The organism is Acinetobacter sp. LF10 (assembly GCF_048585715.1).
Classification (GTDB): Bacteria; Pseudomonadota; Gammaproteobacteria; order Pseudomonadales; family Moraxellaceae; genus Acinetobacter.
Genome location: NZ_CP184160.1, coordinates 101,063 through 123,512, shown reverse-complemented (window position 1 = coordinate 123,512; position 22,450 = coordinate 101,063). Strand labels below are relative to the sequence as shown.

Annotated in this window: 22 protein-coding genes and 1 pseudogene; 9 read left to right on the top strand and 14 right to left on the bottom strand. The window is 39.9% G+C overall.

The window, feature by feature from the left end:
• Nucleotides 1–16 precede the first annotated feature (16 nt).
• Nucleotides 17–391 carry an HPF/RaiA family ribosome-associated protein gene (locus ACN19N_RS00570; protein WP_241334492.1) on the bottom strand — a complete coding sequence of 125 codons (375 nt, stop codon included), beginning with the start codon at nt 389–391 and terminating at the stop codon, nt 17–19.
• 370 nt (nt 392–761) lie between these two features.
• Here ACN19N_RS00570 and ACN19N_RS00565 point away from each other — a divergent pair, with 370 nt between their 5' ends.
• The 4 genes from ACN19N_RS00565 to ACN19N_RS00550 all read left to right on the top strand — a co-directional run bounded on the left by ACN19N_RS00565 (nt 762) and on the right by ACN19N_RS00550 (nt 3,085).
• Nucleotides 762–1,487: an outer membrane protein OmpK gene (locus ACN19N_RS00565; protein WP_269229330.1), complete on the top strand. Its 726-nt coding sequence runs from the start codon at nt 762–764 to the stop codon at nt 1,485–1,487.
• 93 nt (nt 1,488–1,580) lie between these two features.
• Complete coding sequence (locus ACN19N_RS00560) at nt 1,581–2,126, top strand: GNAT family N-acetyltransferase (protein ID WP_269238713.1); 546 nt, start codon at nt 1,581–1,583, stop codon at nt 2,124–2,126.
• Nucleotides 2,127–2,197: 71 nt separating this feature from the next.
• On the top strand, nt 2,198–2,938 hold the full coding sequence (locus ACN19N_RS00555; protein WP_420001778.1) for a hypothetical protein: 741 nt from the start codon (nt 2,198–2,200) through the stop codon (nt 2,936–2,938).
• Nucleotides 2,939–3,085 carry a hypothetical protein gene (locus ACN19N_RS00550; RefSeq protein WP_420001777.1) on the top strand — a complete coding sequence of 49 codons (147 nt, stop codon included), beginning with the start codon at nt 2,939–2,941 and terminating at the stop codon, nt 3,083–3,085. It begins immediately after the preceding gene.
• Between the two features lie 188 nt (nt 3,086–3,273).
• On the opposite strand, the gene urtE is transcribed toward ACN19N_RS00550, so the two are convergent.
• The 10 genes and pseudogenes from urtE to ACN19N_RS00500 form a co-directional block, all read right to left on the bottom strand.
• Entirely contained in the window at nt 3,274–3,972 is a 699-nt protein-coding gene (urtE, locus tag ACN19N_RS00545; RefSeq protein ID WP_269238716.1) for an urea ABC transporter ATP-binding subunit UrtE, read from the bottom strand.
• A gap of 9 nt (nt 3,973–3,981) precedes the next feature.
• On the bottom strand, nt 3,982–4,809 hold the full coding sequence (gene urtD, locus ACN19N_RS00540; RefSeq protein WP_293743805.1) for an urea ABC transporter ATP-binding protein UrtD: 828 nt from the start codon (nt 4,807–4,809) through the stop codon (nt 3,982–3,984).
• Complete coding sequence (urtC, locus tag ACN19N_RS00535; RefSeq protein ID WP_420001776.1) at nt 4,810–5,880, bottom strand: urea ABC transporter permease subunit UrtC; 1,071 nt, start codon at nt 5,878–5,880, stop codon at nt 4,810–4,812.
• A 4-nt stretch (nt 5,881–5,884) separates the two neighbouring features.
• Nucleotides 5,885–7,507, bottom strand: coding sequence for an urea ABC transporter permease subunit UrtB (gene urtB / locus ACN19N_RS00530; protein WP_420001775.1), 1,623 nt, complete (start codon nt 7,505–7,507; stop codon nt 5,885–5,887).
• Nucleotides 7,508–7,598: 91 nt separating this feature from the next.
• Nucleotides 7,599–8,879 (bottom strand): urea ABC transporter substrate-binding protein, encoded by a 1,281-nt coding sequence (gene urtA / locus ACN19N_RS00525; RefSeq protein WP_420001774.1) that lies wholly within the window; start codon nt 8,877–8,879, stop codon nt 7,599–7,601.
• 271 nt (nt 8,880–9,150) lie between these two features.
• Complete coding sequence (locus ACN19N_RS00520; RefSeq protein ID WP_420001773.1) at nt 9,151–10,491, bottom strand: MATE family efflux transporter; 1,341 nt, start codon at nt 10,489–10,491, stop codon at nt 9,151–9,153.
• A 224-nt stretch (nt 10,492–10,715) separates the two neighbouring features.
• Nucleotides 10,716–10,838, bottom strand: a pseudogene (locus ACN19N_RS00515) (hypothetical protein); the annotation flags it as partial.
• 38 nt (nt 10,839–10,876) lie between these two features.
• A complete protein-coding gene (locus tag ACN19N_RS00510; protein WP_269238722.1) occupies nt 10,877–11,440 on the bottom strand; it encodes a DUF6714 family protein in 564 nt (187 codons plus the stop codon).
• Entirely contained in the window at nt 11,440–13,323 is a 1,884-nt protein-coding gene (gene parE / locus ACN19N_RS00505) for a DNA topoisomerase IV subunit B (protein ID WP_269238723.1), read from the bottom strand. Before parE ends, ACN19N_RS00510 begins: the two co-directional genes overlap by 1 nt.
• A gap of 17 nt (nt 13,324–13,340) precedes the next feature.
• Nucleotides 13,341–13,928 carry a YqiA/YcfP family alpha/beta fold hydrolase gene (locus ACN19N_RS00500; protein ID WP_269230384.1) on the bottom strand — a complete coding sequence of 196 codons (588 nt, stop codon included), beginning with the start codon at nt 13,926–13,928 and terminating at the stop codon, nt 13,341–13,343.
• Nucleotides 13,929–14,189: 261 nt separating this feature from the next.
• Here ACN19N_RS00500 and ACN19N_RS00495 point away from each other — a divergent pair, with 261 nt between their 5' ends.
• Nucleotides 14,190–15,536: a hypothetical protein gene (locus ACN19N_RS00495; protein ID WP_269238724.1), complete on the top strand. Its 1,347-nt coding sequence runs from the start codon at nt 14,190–14,192 to the stop codon at nt 15,534–15,536.
• A 51-nt stretch (nt 15,537–15,587) separates the two neighbouring features.
• On the opposite strand, the gene ACN19N_RS00490 is transcribed toward ACN19N_RS00495, so the two are convergent.
• Both ACN19N_RS00490 and gshA read right to left on the bottom strand, forming a co-directional pair.
• Nucleotides 15,588–16,091: a disulfide bond formation protein B gene (locus tag ACN19N_RS00490; RefSeq protein WP_420001772.1), complete on the bottom strand. Its 504-nt coding sequence runs from the start codon at nt 16,089–16,091 to the stop codon at nt 15,588–15,590.
• An 18-nt stretch (nt 16,092–16,109) separates the two neighbouring features.
• Entirely contained in the window at nt 16,110–17,687 is a 1,578-nt protein-coding gene (gene gshA, locus ACN19N_RS00485; RefSeq protein ID WP_420001771.1) for a glutamate--cysteine ligase, read from the bottom strand.
• Between the two features lie 193 nt (nt 17,688–17,880).
• Between gshA and ACN19N_RS00480 the strand changes: the two genes are divergently transcribed.
• The 3 genes from ACN19N_RS00480 to ACN19N_RS00470 are packed head-to-tail and all read left to right on the top strand — an operon-like array spanning nt 17,881 to nt 20,343.
• Nucleotides 17,881–18,420, top strand: coding sequence for a DUF924 family protein (locus ACN19N_RS00480; protein ID WP_293743505.1), 540 nt, complete (start codon nt 17,881–17,883; stop codon nt 18,418–18,420).
• Nucleotides 18,421–18,459: 39 nt separating this feature from the next.
• Entirely contained in the window at nt 18,460–19,017 is a 558-nt protein-coding gene (locus tag ACN19N_RS00475; protein ID WP_241334482.1) for a CC0125/CC1285 family lipoprotein, read from the top strand.
• An 18-nt stretch (nt 19,018–19,035) separates the two neighbouring features.
• Nucleotides 19,036–20,343: a DUF445 domain-containing protein gene (locus ACN19N_RS00470; protein WP_420001770.1), complete on the top strand. Its 1,308-nt coding sequence runs from the start codon at nt 19,036–19,038 to the stop codon at nt 20,341–20,343.
• A gap of 129 nt (nt 20,344–20,472) precedes the next feature.
• On the opposite strand, the gene ACN19N_RS00465 is transcribed toward ACN19N_RS00470, so the two are convergent.
• Nucleotides 20,473–20,910: a hypothetical protein gene (locus ACN19N_RS00465; protein WP_269229316.1), complete on the bottom strand. Its 438-nt coding sequence runs from the start codon at nt 20,908–20,910 to the stop codon at nt 20,473–20,475.
• A 318-nt stretch (nt 20,911–21,228) separates the two neighbouring features.
• Between ACN19N_RS00465 and ACN19N_RS00460 the strand changes: the two genes are divergently transcribed.
• Nucleotides 21,229–22,383, top strand: coding sequence for a methionine aminotransferase (locus ACN19N_RS00460; protein WP_420001769.1), 1,155 nt, complete (start codon nt 21,229–21,231; stop codon nt 22,381–22,383).
• Nucleotides 22,384–22,450: the final 67 nt, after the last annotated feature.

Genomic DNA, 22,450 nt, shown 5'->3' with positions numbered 1-22,450 from the left:
TCTTTATGCGCTAATTTTACGCTTCATCATCAATTTTTACATCGTCATCGACGTCAACATACTCTGGTAAACCACCACGATGATGTTCTTTTTTCTCATATAAATGTTCCAGACTACGTTTTAGTTTATCAATCGCACCATGAATAGATGCATCGATATTCGCAGCTTTATGAGTCACGGCAAGTGGCTTCAAACCTGCTGGACGAGCTTCGATCATACAACGTTTATCATGATCGCCCGTTTTCTCCCCATTTTCATCACTAATATGAACCGAAAAATGTGTAATACGCTCGCTATAGCGTTGAAATTCTTGCGTAAGTTCTGCACGGATATAACTGATTAAGCGTTCGCTACCTTGAATGTTTTTATCTGTACGGATTTCAATATTCATAAATATCTTCCTCTCTTTTCTGTGAGACGGTTCTACGAAACTTTTTTATTTAGCACGCTTTGAGCATGCATTCATTCAGTGCAGTTGTATATTTTGATTATGTAAATACGTGTAGTCTCCTTGCCTTACATCTGTTGCTTTTCAGTCATTAAGAAGATCTTCTATAACTCCAATATCTGACTTTCATAACAAATATGCAAGCTGATTTTTGACATTTTTATTAAAACTTGATCAAAAAGATTTTTAAATTCATGAACTTTTTTCTTTTGATCGGCTCAGTCCAATTCTTTTGAGCATTTGGTCAAATTTGGCTTTATTTTTGCTTAATTCCTTGTATGATTTACACGCCATTTTTGGGGGATTTTTTTAAATGCAATTGAAGCAACTTGCAGCGACTTGTTTATTGGTATCTACAGCAGCTTTCGTTCAGGCAAAGCCTATTTGGCAAGATTTTAGCCTCACAGGTTTATACGGTGAAAACTACGAAGTTGTCGACGAAAAACAAACGACTTTAACGGTTGAATATGCTGCTAAAGTACAATATGCCGACGTATTCTTCTTTATGGATCGTATGCGTGGTGGTGACGACAACAAAAGTACCTATTTCGAACTTTCTCCTCGTTTGAGCTTAGGCGAAATTTCTGGTCAAAAACTTGCTTTCGGCCCAGTCAAAGATGTGTTGATCTCAACGACATGGGAAGGCAATAGTGCCAATGGCAATAACTTTGACAACTTCTTGTACGGCGTAGGCTTTGATTTAGCAATTCCATATTTCCAATATGCAAACGTGAATTTCTACCGTGCCAATAATGAAAAAACCGCTGATGACTATCAAATGACTATCGCTTATGCGTTGCCATTTAAAGTCTCTACAGAAGATTTTGTGGTTGATGGTTTCCTTGACTGGTCTACAGCAGAAAAAGATCATGCGAGCGAACTCAACTGGACAACACAATATAAGTGGAATGTCGGTAAACATATTTCACCTGAAACACGTTTATACCTCGGTATTGAACATTCTGTTTGGAATAACAAGTTTGGTATTAAAGGCAGCGACGAAAACAATGTCAGCGCTTTAGTGAAATACCATTTCTAAGCAGTCAATCTATTGAAAAACAGCAAGCTCTGTCTTGCTGTTTTTTTTGCAATCACGCATATTCAGGATATGTGAACTTTCTTTTATTTTCTCATGTCATTTGATCTTAAGCTTGCAGCACATTCTCTGAATTCCCCTTATCAAATTCGTTTTGCGATGATGGATGATTTGGAACAGATTCTCGCCATTTATAATTATGAAATCCTGACAGGTACAGCCAACTGGAATGATCAGGCCATTACTTTAGCGCAATATCAACAACGTTTTCAGGACATGCAACAACAGCACTTCCCCATGATCGTGGTTGAAGATCAACAAAATAATAAAATTGCAGGTTATGCGTATTATTCAACATTCCGCAATATTAGCGGCTATCGTCAGAGTATCGAACATTCTGTCTTTGTTGATCCAAGCTACGCACGTCAAGGTCTTGGCAAAGCCTTGATGCAACAACTGATCCATCTCGCGATACAACAAAACATGCATATCATGGTGGCTGCAATTGATAGTGAAAATACGGGTTCAATTGTGCTACATGAACAGCTTGGTTTTGTACAAACAGGTTATATGCCACAGGTTGGACAGAAATTTGGACAATGGCGTGACTTGGTTTGGATGCAGCTACAACTTTCAAGCTAACAATTTGCTCACAGCATATATTTTCACTTCTTGTTTAAAATGAGTATCAAGCAGCTTTAGAAATATTTAAAATGATGAGAACAACGCAACTTTGCCTAATGGTTATAACAGCAATTGGCTCAGCTTCAAGTTTTGCTGAAGATTCATTTGAACAAGAGTTACAACAAGGCTGTAGCAAAGTAAAACAATATGCCCAAGCAGGTAAAAAGTTTTATGATCAAAAGCAATATGCCCAAGCAGTAAAACAATTTGAAAATCAAGCTGTATGGGCTCAGTTCTGCCAAATGAATGCTGAGGAAAGTGGTATTCAGGTGACTGACCGAGACATTGAAATTGCCAATAATAATGTGGGATTGAGTTATACAAAATTAGGCAAGCCGCAATGGGCAAGAGTGTGGTTTCTAAAAGATAAAGACTCTAAAACTAGCCAATACAACCTGAAACAGCTAGCAAAGCCCCAAATATCTAAAGACCTACAAGGCACTTATGTTCGAGCCAATGGTTTTGGACAATGGGATTACATCAAGGTCAGCAAAAAGCAAAATAAGTATCAGATCGCTTTTGATGGTTATTACTTTGGGATTCGAGGTCTGATTTATGGTCCAAATATGGGGCAGTTTGAAACGACCATGCCGATCACGGCAAAACAGGCAAACTATCGCTATGAAGACTGCCAGATTAAACTTCAATTTACGAATGATACAAATAATGGTCAAAAAATTGAGGTGAAACAAAATAACGGCGAGTCTGGATGTGGTTTTGGGCATAACGTCTATGCGGGCGGCACGTTCTATAAGGTTGAAGGCAAATAAATGATCTTTACCCTCAAACTCAACAAAAAATTTAAGAAAACTTATGAGTCTCGGAAACGTCATTCACAACCTGAGCAAGCTAAAGCGACTAAAGCTTTAGCGAAGCGCAAGAAAAGTGCAATCAAAATAAAGATTGAGAAGTTTTAATCATTCATCGTATAGGTGAAAATGCCTTTGCCCTTACGAAGCTTCAAACGCTTCTACGGGCAAAACCAAAGTAACTACAGCAAAAGGCGTATTTAAAAATTAGAAGACTACTAGGTATGACTCCGAAAGATAATCATTTTTTTAATATCTAGTCTCTAAATAGTAAAATGAGATATATAGGGTTGATACTAAATCGCCACCAACTCCCTTATTCCCTTTTCAGGCATTTCCGCACCTTGCCCCTGTGCGATCACCTGTCCACGAGCCATCACGGTATAGTTATCCGCCAATTCTTCAGCAAAATCATAAAACTGCTCAACTAAAACGATCGCCATTTCACCCTGATCTGCTAATTTACGAATGACCCGACCAATATCTTTAATAATCGAGGGCTGAATACCCTCAGTTGGCTCATCCAAAATCAAGACACTAGGCTCAGAAGCCAACGCTCGAGCAATCGCAAGCTGCTGCTGCTGACCACCCGATAAATCTCCACCACGGCGATGTTTCATTTCATCAAGTATAGGAAAAATTTCGTAGAGATAACTCGGTACTTTCCGCGTTTTTGCACCTGAAAATTTCGCCATACCAATTAAGATATTTTCCTCTACCGTCAAGGTTGAAAAAATATCTCGTCCTTGCGGTACATATGCCAAGCCAGCACGCACACGTTGCTCAGGCGACATCTTGGCAATATCTTTGCCATCTAGCAAAATCTGTCCTGATTTAATCGGTAAAATCCCCATCAAGCATTTCAGCAAGGTGGTTTTACCTACGCCATTACGCCCTAAAATGACGCTGCATTCACCTATAGGCGCTTGAAAAGACACGTCACGCAGAATATGACTGCCACCATAAAACTGGTTAATTTCTTTCACTTCTAACATAGCAGTCTCCTAGCGTCCTAAATACTTTTCAATCACATCTTCATTGGCTTGTACCTCTGCCAATGTGCCTTCTGCCAAGATTGCGCCCTGTGCTAATACCGTAACTTTTTCGCTGATGGTGTCAATAAAGCTCATGTCATGTTCTACGACCACAAGCGTATGATTTTTTTTCAATTCCAAACACAGTTCAGCCGTCCGTTCTGTTTCCGCATCGGTCATTCCTGCCACAGGCTCATCCAATAAAATCAGCTTCGGACGTTGCATCAATAGCATACCGATTTCTAACCACTGCTTTTGACCATGCGATAATAATCCTGCGGGTTTTTTCACAAATTCCTTTAAGCGAATTTGTTCTAAACTTTCCTCCAATGCCAATTGTGCTTCTGGATCAAGTCGGCTAAACAAGCTCTTTTTCACTCGCTTATTGCGTGGTGCAGCGAGCAGTAAATTTTCCATGACTGTGAAATTTTCAAATACCGTTGGTTTTTGGAATTTGCGCCCAATCCCTGCTTCCGCGATTTCCTCGGTACTCATTTTGGCAAGATCATAGTTTTGTCCAAAAAATGCTGTACCTGTGGTTGGACGCGTTTTACCTGTGATCACGTCCATTAAGGTAGTTTTACCCGCACCATTTGGTCCAATGATGCAGCGTAACTCACCTTCGGCGATGTACAGCGATAAATCATTGAGGGCACGAAACGAATCAAACCACACACTGACTTTTTCTAAATACAAGGCAATCCCGTGACTAAAATCTGCACCTTGGGTTTTGGCACGACCATAACCCTCACCGAGTTGACCGCCATGTTGAGCTGAGTCTATGAATAAATCACTCATTTAATTGCTCTCCTTTTTAAAACGATCAAATAAACCAATCACGCCTTTAGGTAAGAAAATCGTCACCACGATAAATAAGGCACCTAAGATCAGTAACCACGCTTCGGGCGCAGCCACAGTGAAATAAGTTTTCACTGCATTAATCAAACCTGCACCTAAAATCGCCCCAATCAAAGTGCCACGACCCCCTGCGGCAACCCACACTGCCATTTCAATTGAGTTGACTGGATTCATTTCACTTGGATTAATGATGCCCACTTGTGGCACATACAACGCACCTGCGATACCTGCAATCACTGCCGATAATACCCATGCTGACAGCTTGTACCACAGTGTGCGATAACCCAAATATTGCAAACGGTTTTCACTGTCACGAATCGCCCCCAACACACGGCCATAAGGACGATTCATCAATTGACGTAAACCAATAAAACACAGCATCAAAGTCAAAGCAGTGACAAAACATAAAGTGGCACGCATCGGTGCAGAAGTGATATCAAAACCCAATAAGGTTTTAAAACCCGTGAAGCCATTGTTACCACCAAAACCCGTCTCATTGCGGAAGAACAAGAGTGCCGCTGCAAAGGTCATGGCTTGAGTAATAATTGAGAAATACACGCCCTTGATTTTGGAACGAAAAGCAAAGAAGCCAAAAATAAAGGCAACCAATGCAGGGATGAGTAATACCAAACAGATTGCCCATGCAAAATGTTCAGTCCCGACCCAATACCACGGTAATTCTGTCCAACTGAGAAAGCGCATGAAATCAGGTAAGCCATCGCCTGCGGATTCACGCATCAAATACATACCAAAAGCATAACCACCGAGAGCGAAATACAAACCGTGCCCCAAGCTTAAAATTCCTGCATAGCCCCAGACCAAATCCAATGCCAAAGCGACCAAAGCCAAGCACATGATTTTGCCAATCAACGTAATCCAATACGCTGACAGATAAAATGCGGAATCAGGTGATAACAAATGCAACCACGGTAAGCTCAATAACACTGCAAAACAAATGGCAATCGCGATTGCGCTATACGGTTTATCTGCAAATAAAGAAGTGATTTTCATTGGCTTACTCCACGAAACGACCTTTGATGGCAAACAAACCTTGTGGACGCTTTTGGATAAACAAAATCACAAGAACCAAGAGAATAATTTTTGCTAAAACCGCACCTAAACCAATCTCCAAAACTGTACCGCTAATCCCTAAGCCTAAGGCTGCAAGTACCGCACCCCATACTTGACCGACACCACCGACGACAACGACAAGGAAGGCATCGATAATGTAGTTTTGTCCAAGATCAGGTCCGACATTCCCCACTTGTGCCAACGCACAACCTGCCAATCCAGCTAAGCCTGAACCTAAGCCAAATGCCAGCATATCGATACGTGCAGATCGAATGCCCACAGCACGCGCCATTTGACGGTTTTGTGTAACAGCACGGACAAATAATCCGAAACGGGTTTTATTTAATAAGAAAACTAAAAGCAGTAAGACCGCCACAGTAAAACCAATAATCGCAATACGGTTATACGGCAACATCAGGCTTGGTGTCAGGGCAATTCCACCACTAAGCCATGCGACATTCGACACTTCAACGTTCTGTGCACCAAAGATCATGCGAACCGATTGCATCAAGATTAAGCTGACACCAAAGGTTGCCAATAATGTTTCTAGTTGGCGACCATACAACGGACGAATCACTGTGCGTTCAATCAACATGCCAATCAGCGCACTCACCAGAAATGCAGCAGGAATCGCAGCCAATAAATACCAATCAACCAAGCCTGCAAAGTGCGTTTTAAAAAAACTTTGCATAACGTAAGTGGTATAAGCACCGATCATGATGAGTTCACCATGTGCCATATTGATGACACCAAGCAAACCGTATGTGATCGCAAGACCAAGCGCTGCTAAAAGTAAAATACTAGCGGTACTGAGACCAGAAAAGACATGCCCTGACCATTCACTGATTTGAATACGCGTTTTAATTTTATTTTGTGCTTCAACTAAAGCTGCTTTCAATACAGGATTATTTTGTGGTTGTTCTAAACTTTGACTGATTAAAGCCAATACATCGGGACGGTTCGAATCTGCCAAAACTTTTACCGCTTCGATCTTAGTAAACTCATCCGAGCTATTAAAATCTAAACGTGCTTTCAGTTGTGCCAAACGTGCTTTAACCGCTTCACTTTTTTCATTGAGATAGAGTTGCTTAACTGTGGCAACATCGAGCTCATCTAAATTATTTTCTAAAATGTCCACCGCAGCTAAACGTTGTGATGCATCGTCTGAATTGAGTTTAACTTTGGCTTGTCCAAAGTTCAGTGCCTTACGCAGCGTATTAACCAGTGTCACTTGAGACAAGTCAGATGGCCAAGTTTCGATCACTTGCTGTTGCGGATAACTTAATAATTTTTCATCATTTTCTAAAATATATGTGTTGCCAGAACTATCGGTATATAATTCATTTTGATCAATATACGCGACCAATTGATCCAATTGCTCAATACTGGCTGGCCATTGATTCAACATTGCACGACGAGCGGTAAAGTCGGATTTAACAAAAGTCTGGATGGCATCCTGAGAAGTTGTAGACGTCACTGTTGTTGGTGAGGTAACTTCTGCCCATGCAGGATTAAAAATGATCTGTGCCATGATGCAGAGCAGTGCCAAAACATAGTGTTTCGCCATAAGACTCCCCTTATATTTTCTATTTAAATCAATCAATCAGAAATAAAACTAAGAAAAACCTGCTGCCAAAACAGCAGGTTGCATGGAACAATTATTTAGGAATATATGGGCTCCAAGGCTCAGCTTTGATGGTCTGCGGTGTTTTATAAACCACATCAAATTGACCATCAGCACGGATTTGCCCGATCATCACAGGTTTATGTAAATGGTGATTGGTTTCATCCATTTTGAGGGTATAGCCCGATGGTGCTGCAAAAGTTTGACCTGCCATTGCATCACGAACTTTATCAACGTCAGTTGTACCCGCTTTTTCAACTGCTTGTTTCCACATATTGATCCCAACATAGGTCGCTTCCATCGGATCGTTGGTCACAACTTTGTCAGCATTTGGAAGCTTGTACTCCACTGCATACTGTTTGAATTTATTGACAAATTCGGTATTTTTCGGATTTTTAACTGACATGAAATAGTTCCATGAAGCTAAATGACCCACTAATGGTTTGGTATCAATACCACGTAACTCTTCTTCACCAACTGAGAAAGCCATCACTGGAATATCAGCAGCCTTAATACCTTGGTTACCTAACTCACGATAGAAAGGAACATTGGAATCACCATTGATAGTTGAAATCACCGCAGTCTTTTTACCCGCAGAGAATTTCTTGATATTGGCAACAATGGTTTGATAGTTGCTATGACCAAATGGCGTGTACTCTTCCATGATGTCTGCATCGGCAATGCCTTTAGACTTCAAGAATGCACGTAAGATTTTATTGGTTGTTCGCGGGTAGACATAATCTGTGCCGAGTAAAACAAAACGTTGTGCTTTACCACCCTCATCTCCCATTAAATATTCAACGGCAGGAATGGCTTGTTGATTCGGCGCTGCACCTGTATAGAAAATATTCTTAGACTGTTCCTGACCTTCATATTGCACTGGATAGAACAATAAACCATTTAACTCTTCAACCACAGGAAGAACCGACTTCCGTGATACTGATGTCCAACAACCAAAAATAACGGCAACTTTGTCCTGAGTGATTAACTGACGTGCTTTTTCAGCAAATAACGGCCAATCCGATGCTGGGTCAACGATGACGGGTTCGAGTTTTTTACCCATCACCCCACCATTGGCATTGATTTCATTGATGGTCATCAATGCAGTATCTTTCAGAGATGTCTCAGAAATTGCCATCGTGCCTGAGAGTGAATGTAAAATCCCTACCTTAATCGTATCGCCACTTGCCGCAGGTGCCGCTTTCGTTTCAGTTTTTGTTTGTTCTGTTTTTTCTGCTGGTTTTGAACAACCGACCAGTCCTACCCCCATCATCGCTGCCATAAGTACAGACATCGACATCAATTTATTTTGCATCTTTGTTCTCCACAGGTTGATATTGTGATTTTTACTGAGTGGAGTTATTCAATTTCTGTGCCAATAATTTAAGCTATTGTTTTATTTTAATATTTATTAAATAAGATAAATAAGAATCCAATCTTGTATACAACATTGCATACAAAAAATACGTAATGAACCAAAATGATGCAGAATCACTTATTCAAGACGTGAAATTGATAGTTAACCCTGATAGCGAAAACTTAAATTTCTGCTTTGGAAAAGATTGATAAATTCAAAGTCCTTTTATTTAACGAATCCATGTGATATTTCGATATTTAAAACATAAAGCACACATGATTACAGCTAGGCTATAAGACACAATTAAAGCAAACCAAAATCCATAAATTCCCAATGGAGCGATCTTGAATATCCACCAATCCATTCCCCAATATGCCAATACCTGACCAAAGCCTAGACCAAAGATCAATAACGAGCTGCTATAAATCATACTCGGTACAATCGTTATGTCCCAGCAACGTAATACCGTTGCAAAAATACATAACATTGCATCGGCTAAATGAAACAGTATTCCGAGTATAAAGAGGTAGATCGTGATCTGAATAACCGCTGAATCTTGAGTAAATAGGGAAATGAATTCCTCACGAAGAAGTAGTAAAATACTGCATAAAGTCACAGCTAAAACAAATATAAGCAGAAAGGCTTTTTTTGACCAAAGTAAAGCAACTTGCTTCTGTTGAGCACCAATTTTTTCAGATAACATCAAACTGAATGCAACAGAAAATGCGGCAGGTAAAATGTATAGCATGGAACATATGCTTGCGATCACTTGATGCGAGGCAATCACGATACTGCCAAGTGGTAATGCTAAAATCGAAATCGCCATGAAAGCAATCACATCAATCACGATCATGAGAGCGGTGGGTATTCCAATTCGAAGAAAACGAATCAACAATTCATAATTGAAAGAAAAGCGACTCAGATCAAGTTTAAAAACAGCTTTGCCACGTATATAACCGCACAGCAATATCAACATCACACTGTCCCCAAGCAATGTCGAAAATACGGCACCATAGACACCCCAAGGTGCAATATCAAAGTACGCCACTCCATTGATCAAAGCATAGGACAGTGGCAGTTTGATCAACAAAAAAACCACACCAATATATGTCGCGATGATAGGACGATCTAAAACCTGTATTTGTATGGTTAAGATACGACAACATAGACGAATCACTAGATCGACTGAAAAAATCATCAAGCAATTTTTAACCAGTATCAGAACCGCGTCAGGTGCTTGAAAAAAGGTTAATAGATGCTCAGTATTGTTGATCAAAATGATCGCGAAAATACTAAACACAGCTGCGATTAATACAGCCAAACTCACGACGTTAGTTAATTTTTGTTGATTTATTTCCCGCCCTTTTTCTTCAGCGAGGATTTGAAACATTCCTTGTAGTAAGCCGTAGCCCACCACAAAAACAATCATGTAAACTGAAAGAGAAACGGATAAAGCCGTTAAATGCACATGGCTATAGTGGGATAAGAAAGCGGTATCAATAACACCACTCAGAATAAAAATCGTATTACTAAACAAAATTGGAAAAAAAATACTTAAAAAACGCTTCATTATATTTCCACTATTATCAATTGAAAATTTGATATATTTGAATTTTAAAATCTTAGAAACAAACAAGACATTTTGATCAATGTGCTTCAAATGTTAGATAGAATTTTACCGATAGATAAAAAGCAAATAGCGTTCCATATTTATTCTTATGCTTATGAATTCATATTTTTAACAAGACATAAAAAAGCCCAGATGGACTGGGCTATGCAAAAAATCGATTCAAATCAAACCACAATATCCGCCAAATTACCTTTCTGTTCTAACCAATGTTTACGATCACTCGAACGTTTTTTGGCAAGTAATTTATCTAACAACCCTGCTGTAAAATGCGCATCATCCAAATTCAAAGATGCGGCTTCTTTAAATGTTTTCCAACACGTTAATATTAGATTGTATTAGACCAATAACCAGTAATTAATGCGTTCATAATTTCCTGATGATGGTAACTACAATCAGGCTCATCCAACAAAAATTGTAAATAATCTGCAACAACTGCGCGCTGTTCAGCACTAAATAAGCAAAATTTTCTTTCTCTGTCATCACCTAGATGTATCAATGTAAAAGTGAGATCATGTAAATAATCACCATTTAAACTTGCCAATAAAAATGCAGGTAAATGAAACAGCATACCCTGAGCATCAAAGAAAGTTGGACTGCTGTTACAGCGATTCAAGTCATTGATTGAGATATTATGCCAGTCTAATTTTTCATCTTTGGCACGATAAGCCAGACATTGTGCCTGACTTGCATAATCATCTATTCCTTGCGCTTCATATAAACCAATACCCTCTTGCAAAGTGACCCCAGCAAAAGCACTCTCAATCTTTTGTCTGAGCTGATTCAACTGATGCCAACGTGGTAATAATTCCTCAGCTTCTGCGATTGTAATGGAATCGTAACCTCTGCGACGCATTTCCTGAATATCATCAGGTGAAGGATATTGTTTCATCAGACGATAATATCCGCCAAATTACCTTTCTGTTCTAACCAATGCTTACGATCACTCGAACGTTTTTTTGCAAGCAATTTATCTAATAATCCTGCGGTAAAATGTGCATCATCCAAATCGAGTTGGACTAAACGGCGGGTATTGGGATCCATCGTGGTTTCACGCAATTGACTGGCATTCATCTCACCCAATCCTTTAAATCGAGTGATTTGCGGATTTTTATTACCTTTCACTTTTTTCAAAATGCTTTCAAGTTCACTATCATCCAACGCATAATAAACATCTTTACCAATATCAATACGATACAGTGGTGGCATTGCGACAAACAAATGACCGTCTTCAACTAAAGTCGGGAAATGCTTCACAAACAACGCACAGAGTAATGTCGCGATATGTAGACCATCCGAGTCTGCGTCGGCAAGAATACAGATTTTGCCATAACGTAATTCAGATAGATCATCGCTACCCGGATCAACCCCTATGGCAATCGCAATATCATGAACCTCTTGAGAAGCGAGCACCTCATCCGAAGATACTTCCCACGTATTTAGAATTTTTCCACGAATCGGCATAATCGCTTGGAAATTCTTGTCACGCGCTTGTTTAGCACTTCCACCCGCAGAATCTCCTTCGACAATAAATAATTCACTGTCTTCACGCGTTAAACCCACACAATCAGCCAGTTTTCCGGGTAACGCAGGACCAGAGACGATCTTTTTACGCTCCACTTTTTTCGCTGCTTTTAAGCGACGTCCAGCTTTAGCAATTGCCATTTCAGCTAACTGCGTTGCAATCTCAGCATGTTGGTTTAACCATAAAGCAAAGGCATCTTTGGCAATATTCAACACAATATTGGAGGCTTCACGACTCGATAGACGTTCTTTAGTTTGTCCTGAAAATTGAGGTTCTTGGAATTTCAGCGATAGAATGAAATTGACCCCATCCCAAACATCTTCCGCAGAGAGTTTCATATTACGTGGTAATAAATTACGTAACTCACAGAACTCTCGTAACGCCTCCGTGACCCCTGAACGCAATCCATTGACATGCGTACCACCTTGCGCAGTTGGAATCAAATTGACGTAACTTTCTTGTATTTGTTCACCACCCTCAACATTCCAACAGATCGCAAATTCACAAGCTGCTCGCTCTGCTTGTCCACTACTGACAAAGGCAGGATCAGGTAGAATCTCTCGACCCTCAAGTTCATCCATTAAATAGTCGACTAAACCATTTTCAAACTGCCATTCAATTTTTTCATTATTAATTTTATCGTCATAAATAATTTTTAAGCCCGCCGCTAAAACGGCTTTAGCTTTTAAATTATGCTTCAATGCTTTTAGGGCAAATTTTGGACTATCAAAATATTTTGCTTCTGGCCAGAACCGAACGGTTGTTCCTGTCGCACGTTTCGCAACTTTACCTTCTAACACCGATAATGGTGCAACAGGTTCGCCTTGTTCAAATGCCATTTGATACAAGTTACCTTGGCGTTGTACCGCAACCTCAACACGTGTTGATAAGGCATTCACGACAGAAATACCAACACCATGTAAACCACCAGAAAATTGATAATTATCGGTACTAAATTTTCCGCCTGCATGTAATTTGGTCAAAATAATTTCAATACCACTTTGTCCATATTCAGGATGAATATCGACTGGCATACCTCGTCCATTATCTTCGACTGACAATGAACCATCTTCATATACGGTGACACAAATTTGATTGGCATGTCCTGCAAGTGCTTCATCCACCGCATTGTCAATCACCTCTTGCGCCAAATGGTTTGGACGTGAGGTATCGGTATACATACCGGGACGACGACGAACAGGATCTAAACCTGAAAGAACTTCAAGGGATTGTGCCGTGTATTGTGTCACTGGGTCTGACTTCCTTATTAGAGGGCTGTCGATAAAAATCGGAGTACGAAAGGTAATTTTTCTTCAAAATCATCCATTGCATGATCACCATCAGCGTCGGTTAAAATCAATGCCGATGGCTGTGCTGCATTATAATAACGTTGTGCTTGACGATAATCCAAGACTTCGTCACCTCGTTGCAACAGTACAAGAATTTTATCAGCATGCTTTAACTTCGTGTCAGCAATTGATTGTAATTGCTGCAATTGGTCGGCATCGAGTGTCCATGAATCAGTGACTTTGAGCGGGATTTGTTCAATCCCGAATAAATCTTCGAATAACTGCCATGGTTGCATAGCAGGATTAATCAGTACAGCAGGGCATCCATATTTTGCGACAAAATATGTCGCATAGAATCCCCCTAAGCTACTTCCAACCAATGCAACTTGATCGAGTGGTAAACTTTCAATCAGCTTAGAAACATCTCTTAAAACGTGTTCAGGCGGCTTATTCAAATCAGGTAAATGCACATCAGTATGCTCAACATTCGTGCAATATTGTTCTAATTGTTGCCCCTTTTTTGACATGGGGCTGCTTTGAAAGCCATGTAAATAAATAATTTGCATACGCACCATAATAGACAACAGCTTGACTTATTGCCAAATAAATCACATTATTCAGATTAATAGACAAACAAACAACAATATAAATTACATTTAAGCTTGATATTGTCTGACACAAAAAACGATAGTGCACTCCGTTCATCAGTATTCTAAAAAAATTACTTATGAAACACATAAGATGTAAGCGTTTGTTGTAGTTTATCTAAAGAATATTAAGTCAATTACTTCAAACCTTCGGTATATATCAAGGATGGGGAAATCAATATGCCAAGTTTAACGCCTCTGCATGAAACCTACTGCAAATGGGACAGTACACCCCCTAGTCAGGCAGATGTCTTGGAAGGTTTTGCACAAGTTGTGAGCACAAGCTTAAGTGGTGTTCACGAATTGGTGCAATTAGTGCAAACAGAAGTGTTACGGACAACACTTGGTTTAAGCGCACAAAAAGCTAAAAAATTACAGAAACTTCCACAGTTGCAAAAATTTTATCAATTTTCTTATGACACATTACAGAAGTACGGTAGCAGTTTTCTTGCACCAAGTTTACGTCATATTATTGAAAAATTCCCGGTGCTGCATGATAAGCCCCTGACACCAACACTTCATTTTGTGGTGGGTGCATTAAATGGCATTTTTGGAGACTTTTTCTTAAAACAACACAACCCAATGGCTTTACCTATGGTGCTTTATGATCATTATGGATCATTACAACAAGGTGAATTAACTGGTCGTATTGTCATTCTTACACATGGTCTGTGTATGAATCATCTCAGCTGGTCAAATAGTCGTTATGGTGGAATTGGTGAACGTCTGCTTGCGCAACGGGACAACAACACCATGTTATATCTGAACTACAATACAGGGCGTCGTATTTCTGCAAATGGTCGAAGCTTTGCAAATGTACTTGAAGATTTAGTGCAACGAAATCCAAGAATCACCAGCATTGATTTAATCGGACATAGTATGGGTGGCTTGGTTTCTCGTAGTGCCCTATTTTATGGCAAACAAAATCTCTACCAATGGGTGCACATGGTTGAGAATTTAGTTTGTATTGGTTCGCCACATCATGGTGCAGTGCTAGAACGCTTTGGTTTTATTTTGCAAGATAAATTGGGCGCATTCCCTTTTATTAGCTTAATTGGTCAACTGGTCAACATTCGTAGTAATGGTATTTTAGATTTGCGTCATGGCAGTGTTCGAGATGATGATTGGGAACATAATGATGCACGTATTGGCTTTGCTGATGACAATCGTAAACCTGCACCATTACCCTCACATATCAATACCTTCTTAATTGCAGGTACTTTAGAATTTGAGAAATTGCGTAATAAAGCACTCTCTGTCATTGGCGATTATTTGGTTAGTGTAAAAAGTGCGCTAGGTGAACATCAAAATCCACGCTTCCAACTTAAATTACCAGAAACCCATAAAGCCGTATTCTATGGTTTAAACCATTTTGAAATTCAATACCATTCGAGTGTTGCTGAACAGATTACGCGTTGGTTATATCCCGATGTTGACGAAGTCGTTGAGGAAGGTATCCAAACACATTTAATCAACGTTCCGAATAATTATACTTTTGATGATTTAGATGGCATCGTAGAAACCTGATGTCAGTCTTCTTGATCCAATAAAAAAGCCAACTTATCGTTGGCTTTTTTATTATTTAGCAGCACTATAATGTCTAAACAACTGCCATAAACATACCAATAAGATCAAACTGAAATACAGCAAGGACCATACTGGTAGAGATTGTCCTAAGAAAGTCCAATCAATTGCTGCACATTCGCCTGAACCTGAAAGCACTTCTTGAAATACCGCTTTCATTGGCAATGCATCAACTAAATAGTCTAAGCCTGGACCACAACTTGGCACCTTATCAGGTGGTAAATGTTGTAGCCAAACATGACGAGATGCCACGCCAACTGACCAACCAATGGATAAGGTTGCTAATAGTGCATAAAAACGTTTAAAACCATTTGAAATCGAATTATGAATAAATGCGACTAAGGCAATCAATCCCATTCCAATTAAGCCAATACGTTGGAAAATACACAGTGGGCAAGGCTCTAAACCTTGCACATGTTCTAAATACAACGCAAACGAGATACCAATAATACTCGTTAGTACCAGTAATGCACTAACTAAGCGGTAAGTCCATCGCATGGGAAGTCCTCTAAAATTTTAACGGTATTGTGCAAGATATTGTTCGAAGCTGATGTCGTTATCTTGTTCAAGTTGCGCCTGTTTTTGCAACGATGTTTGCGCTAATTCTGCAAAATATTGTTCTCTTTCTGCACCCAACTGATGTTGTTCATAACGGTTGACATGTTGTTGAGCCATGACACTCCCAAAGTTCCATGTCCCACCATGATCCAAAGTATCTTTAATCACATGCGCGGAAAGTGTATTTTCAACATGATCTAAACGCTGCTGCATCACTTGGATTGCCTCACAATATAATTGTGAACCATCCATTTGATCTAACAAAATAGCGCAGTCTTGAATCGCATTTAAATGACGCTGTGCCCAATCATGAAGTGAAACTATTGTTTCACCTTCTATAATTTTAGCATCTACTGCACGTCCACGATTAACCACTTCGGTTTGATTATGATCAATTTGCTCTTGTTCTTCTGCAAACAAATCAGGACTGTCATTTAATAAGCAATACAATGCTAAACTTTCAAGGAAACCTGCCGAGATTTCATCAATTCCAATCGCACTATAGGGATTGACATCGACTGCACGTAATTCTACATATCCAACACCACGATTCTTCAAGGCTTGTGATGGGGTTTCGCCCGCTTGTGGCACTTGCTTCGGACGAACGAGACTGTAGTATTCATTTTCGATTTGAAGCACATGATCATTGATCTGAATCGGTTCACCCTGTGCATCATTGAGACCTAAGTCGGTAAACTCAGGATAAGGCGTATGTACCGCTTTTTGTAATCCATCAAGATAATCGTGTAGATCGTTGTAATGAATGCCTAATTCTTTTTGCGCTGAGTTTTGATAGCCTAAACGTCCCATTCGCAAAGCGGTCGCTTCTGGTAAATATAAAGTTCCTTTAACCAACGGCTGCAAGTGATGCTCACGCCCTGTTAAAAAGCAACGACAGACAGATGGGCTTGCACCCAACATATACATCACTAAAGGGATCAAACGAATAAAGTTTCGAATCAAACCGAAATAACGATGGCTACGATAATCCTGCAAACTGAGTTGTTTTAATTCTGGCTTGGTTTCATGTTGTTGTAATACTGCAAACAATTGATCAGGAAAAGATAAATTGTAATGCACACCCGAAATGGTTTGCATACGGCGACCATAACGTACACCTAAACCATGACGATATAAGGTTTTAAAGCGGCCAATATTAGAAGTGCCGTACTGTGCTAATCGGATATTCTCTTCGTTGTCGTCCAACATACACGGCATAGAAAGTGGCCAAAGTCTTTCGCCTTGTTCTAGCTGCTGATGCACTACGCTATGGATATCTCTTAATTCATCTAATGCAGCTGCGATGGTTGTTTTCGGTGTGGTAATAAACTCCATCAATGCTTCTGAATAATCTGTCGTGATATGCGGATGTGTCAGTGCAGAACCCAAAGCATCTGGATGATTTTTTTGTGATAAAAATCCATTGCTTTGCATACGTAAACTTTCGCGTTCAATACCGCGTAACATTCCTTTTAATAGCGAAGCATCTACCCAAGTCGGTATCACAAAGGAAGAAAGTATGCTGGGTTGATTCATAATTTATATGCTCGCTTATTTAAGATCAGCAAACCACATCAATGGTCGCGACTCGGTTATTCCGCCAATTATAACGACAATTGTGATCTAGTCATCTGATTTAGTTTGGCAATTTTTATCACAATCTTATTACATAAGACATGCTGAAATTGTGATTTTATTAAAAAATAAATCTTCCGATGGATACTGAACTATGCAAGCGCAGGACATTATTAATTTCTGGTTTGACCCTGAGCATCGTTCGCTTTGGTTTGCCAAAAGTGATGAATTTGATGCAAAAATTCGCGACCAATTTCAAATAATTCACCATCAAGCGATCCAAGCAGAGCTTTGGTCTTGGCGACACACACCAGAAGGTCGTTTAGCTGAGATCATTGTGCTAGATCAATTTTCTCGCAATCTATATCGAGACCAAGCGCAAGCCTTTGCCTATGACAATATGGCGTTGATACTGGCTCAAGAAGCGATTAGCTTACAACTCGATGCTCAACTTAGCCCTGAACAACGTGCATTTTTGTATATGCCATTTATGCATAGTGAATCTAAGCTGATACATGAGTTTGCTTTAAAACTGTTCCAACGCTTGGGCAACGAAATTAACTTAAATTTCGAGAAAAAACATAAAGTCATTATCGACCGTTTTGGACGCTACCCACATCGCAATGCACTATTAGGGCGCGTCTCAACCCCCGAAGAACTAGCGTTTTTAACACAACCGAATAGCAGCTTTTAAGTCACTCATCTCCCACGACTTTGACCATAGGAATTGCAGATGAAAGCTTTATTGATCTACACGCCCCTCCTTGTTGCATTGACATTCACAGGCTGTGCAACCGTTCCATCTAAACCCAAAACCTTCGATCAACTGGGTCAATTCACCGCTTATCCATTAAATAACAAAACTTACCGCATTGGTTTCCAAGCAGATAATAATTTGAGTTATGGTACAGCAGAGGAAATTACTTTACTCAAAGCTGCACAAACCACGATAAAAAATGGTTTCCGTTATTTTACCGTGGTCGATGACCCAAGTAACGCACGACATAAAACGCAACGCCAAGCCGTGATTTACTCCACCCCATCGTATTACCCATATGGCTACTATCGTCGTCACCCTGCCTTTTGGCCCGATCCATTCTATGATATGCCTCAAGTGGTCAATCTTGATCCAATCCAAGTGTCGTATACTATCGAGTGTTTTCAGACTCAGCAGCAATCACCTGATGCTTTTGATGCGCAACTCATTTTGCAATCATTAGGGCAAAAATACGGATTGAGTCCAACAGGAGACGTGTTGCAGCCCCCTGCACCACCTCAAAACAAAAAGTAAATTGATAAGGATGACTCAATGAATTCAGTCGAAGAAATTCACGTACCGAGCCTGCAAAGAAGTAAGTACTTCGCCACTATGGCATTGATCATTGCGGTTGTAGCATGGATTGCATTAATGGTCGTGGCACATTTTCTACCTGAATATAAATGGATCATCCACATCTTGATGCTCGGTGCAGAAGCAGGTGTAGTTGGTGGGCTGGCTGATTGGTACGCTGTCACTGTACTTTTCCGCAACCCTTTTGGGAAAATGCCTTTACCAAAACTATTGCGTGACCACACCGAAATTATTCCACGGAATAAAGCGCGTATTGCAGAATCAATGGGACGCTTTGTACAAGAAAACTTTTTATCTCCTCAAATTGTTGAACGCAGTTTAAAAAATGCCGACCTCAGTTTGGCCGTCGGTCAATGGCTAGCCAACCCTCAAAATAACCAACAAGTCGTACAGATGATTCAACATACTGTACCGAAAATTTTTGAATTTGTGAGCCAAGATCAAATTGCCCACTTTGTGCAAAACAATAGTGTGCAATGGGTACGCAGTACCAAAATCAATAAACTCGCCAGTGAAATGTTACGTGCTGTTTTAGAAAATGATTTCCATCAAGACGTATTACAACGTGGTCTTGATCTGGCGCATGAGTGGATGGTCTCTCATCCTGAAGAGGCACGAGATCTATCACGTAAACTGTTCCAAGAATTAGGTGTTTGGAAGCTTGCTAAAGGTGCAAGTTGGATTGGGATTGATGTGCAACAACGGACGATTGACTCACTGATTGAAAAAGTTGAATCAATGTTAGCCAATCCTGAACATCCATGGCGACAAGACATTGAAGCAACCACGCATGCACTGATGTTACAACTGGCAGATACAGACAGTGATGCCAGCCAACGTTTAAATAGTGGAAAAGATGCGCTGCTCGATAGCCCACAAGTGCTGAACTTTATCAGTGGTGCAGTGGCGATTTTATGCGATGCGATTAAAACTGATTTAATGCAAGAAGATTCAGGCATTGCCACCAACTTACAAGTCGCGATTCAACAGTTGGGTGAAAGCTTGATTCAAAATCAAAAAGTGCGCCAAGTCTTGAATGAGAAAATGGTCGGCTTAGCAACCAATTTCAGTGAGCAATACAGCGATAAGATTATTCGCTATATCAGTGAACGCATTCATGAATGGGATTCGCGTGAAATGATTGCCAAAATCGAAAGTGAGGTGGGTGGTGATTTGCATATGATCCGTGTCAATGGCGTCATCGTGGGTGCGTTTATTGGTTTAGCCCTCGGTGTGATTCGTGCGATTGTTGAAAATGTTTTGTAAATGATATGATTAAGGACGGTAAAACCGTAATGTTTTGTCGTCTTTTTTATCACTGAATTGAAATAAAATAAGCCCCAATACGAATATCATCTGATTTAGAAATCTATCATTTCACGCCCTTTTCGTAGATCAAACCATGTATTTACTTTCTTGATAATAACGAGTCAAAGCATCTGTATCTTGCTTTAAAAATGCGGTTAGATAAGTTTTCACTTGTACCAATGAAAGTTGATCAAAATGAATCTTTTCTTTTGCCTGAAGCGTAATTAATCCAAAGATTTGCTTTTTAGCAATAACCACTGGAATATTAGTCTTCACGATAAATTTAAGTTCTTGAGCAGACCCATAAGGATTCAAGACAATTTCTATCGTTCGTTCCTTGTTTTCATCGGTAATGGTAAACGTTGGGCTAGCACCATTAAGCTGTAGCCAACGGCTTAATTGTTTTTTCCAACCCATTTTATCAAAGCGAGTTAATACCCCAATCGTATTCAGTGCCTCAAGCTGCTCTACATCTTTTAAATCAATATGATGTGGGTAGCGTATTTTTAGATCGAAACTGTCCATTACTGAATGCCCTATTTGACAAAAAATAGTATTTATTTTAATCAACACCTGTAAATTATATCGCTTAAAAAATAAAATATAAATACCCTATATATTTGAAAATTAACAATTAAATTTACAATTTTAAATCAAAATTGACCAATTCTGTCAGAATTGTTTTTATTAAGACACAATTCCAGTATTTCTCTTGATGGGAAACACACTCTTTAAACGAACAAGAGAGACTTATCTCTTGTTATTTAGAAAGCGAGAATTTGGAAAAATCCCCTCTTTATCGCTACAATCACCTCAAAATAAAATGGAATTAGGTTAACCACAATGTTGCAGCTTCAGTCAAAACTCCCAAGCCAAGGTGTTACTATTTTTAGCGTGATGACTGAACTCGCACAACGACTGAATGCACTGAATCTATCACAAGGCTTTCCCGATTTTCCTGCTCCGCCTGCACTACTCGAAGCCCTTAGCCAAGCCACGCTTTCAGGTTATAACCAGTACCCTGCGGGTGATGGTGTGTTGGCATTAAGAGAGCAATTGGCAAAGCAGTTTTTGCAGCGAGATCAACTGCAACTCGATCCTGTCACTGAAATTACCATTACCCCTGGCGCAACCATTGCGATTTTTTGTGCCATTCAAGCCTGTATTCATGCAGATGATGAAGTCATTATTTTTGACCCGAGCTATGACAGCTATGCCCCTGCGGTACAACTGGCAGGGGGAAAATCAGTTCATATTCATTTAGAAGCGCCAACATTTCAGGTGAATTGGCAAAAGGTCAAAGATTGTATCAATGCAAAAACTCGCATGATTATCGTCAATACACCACATAACCCAACAGGGGCAATTTGGTCAGAACAAGACTGGCACCAACTGATTGAACTCATTCAAGATAAAAATATTGTGGTGCTGTCAGATGAAGTATACGAACATTTGGTTTTTGACGGGCAAAAGCACTATAGCGCACTACAATTTCCAGAATTACGTGAACGTAGTTATGTGATTGGTTCTTTTGGCAAAAGTTATCATGTTACAGGTTGGAAAACAGGCTATTGTGTTGCTGCTCCGCATTTGATGCATCTGTTCCGTCAGATTTATCAATTTGCCAATTTCTGCGGCACCACACCTTGCCAAGTTGCCTTAGCGCACTATATGCAGCAGCATCCTGAGCACGTTCAGGAACTCCCACATTTTTATCAGGCAAAACGGGATCTTTTTAATACCCAAATCCAAAATTCACGTTTCCAATTTATTCCATCACAAGGTACCTATTTCCAAAATCTCGATTACAGTGCGATTCGCCCTGACTTGAATGATGTGGAAATGTGCCAATTCCTCGCAGAGCAACACAAAATTGTCGCGATTCCTATTTCCGTTTTTTATCAACAAGCCCCCGAGTCACTACGCCTGATTCGATTCTGCTTTGCCAAAACTGATCAGACTTTACAACGTGCAGGAGCAATCCTTGCAGAGTGTTGATCAACAAAAATAAACCGAACAATCATGACGTCAATATGACCGATGATGGTATGGTGGAAAAAATAGA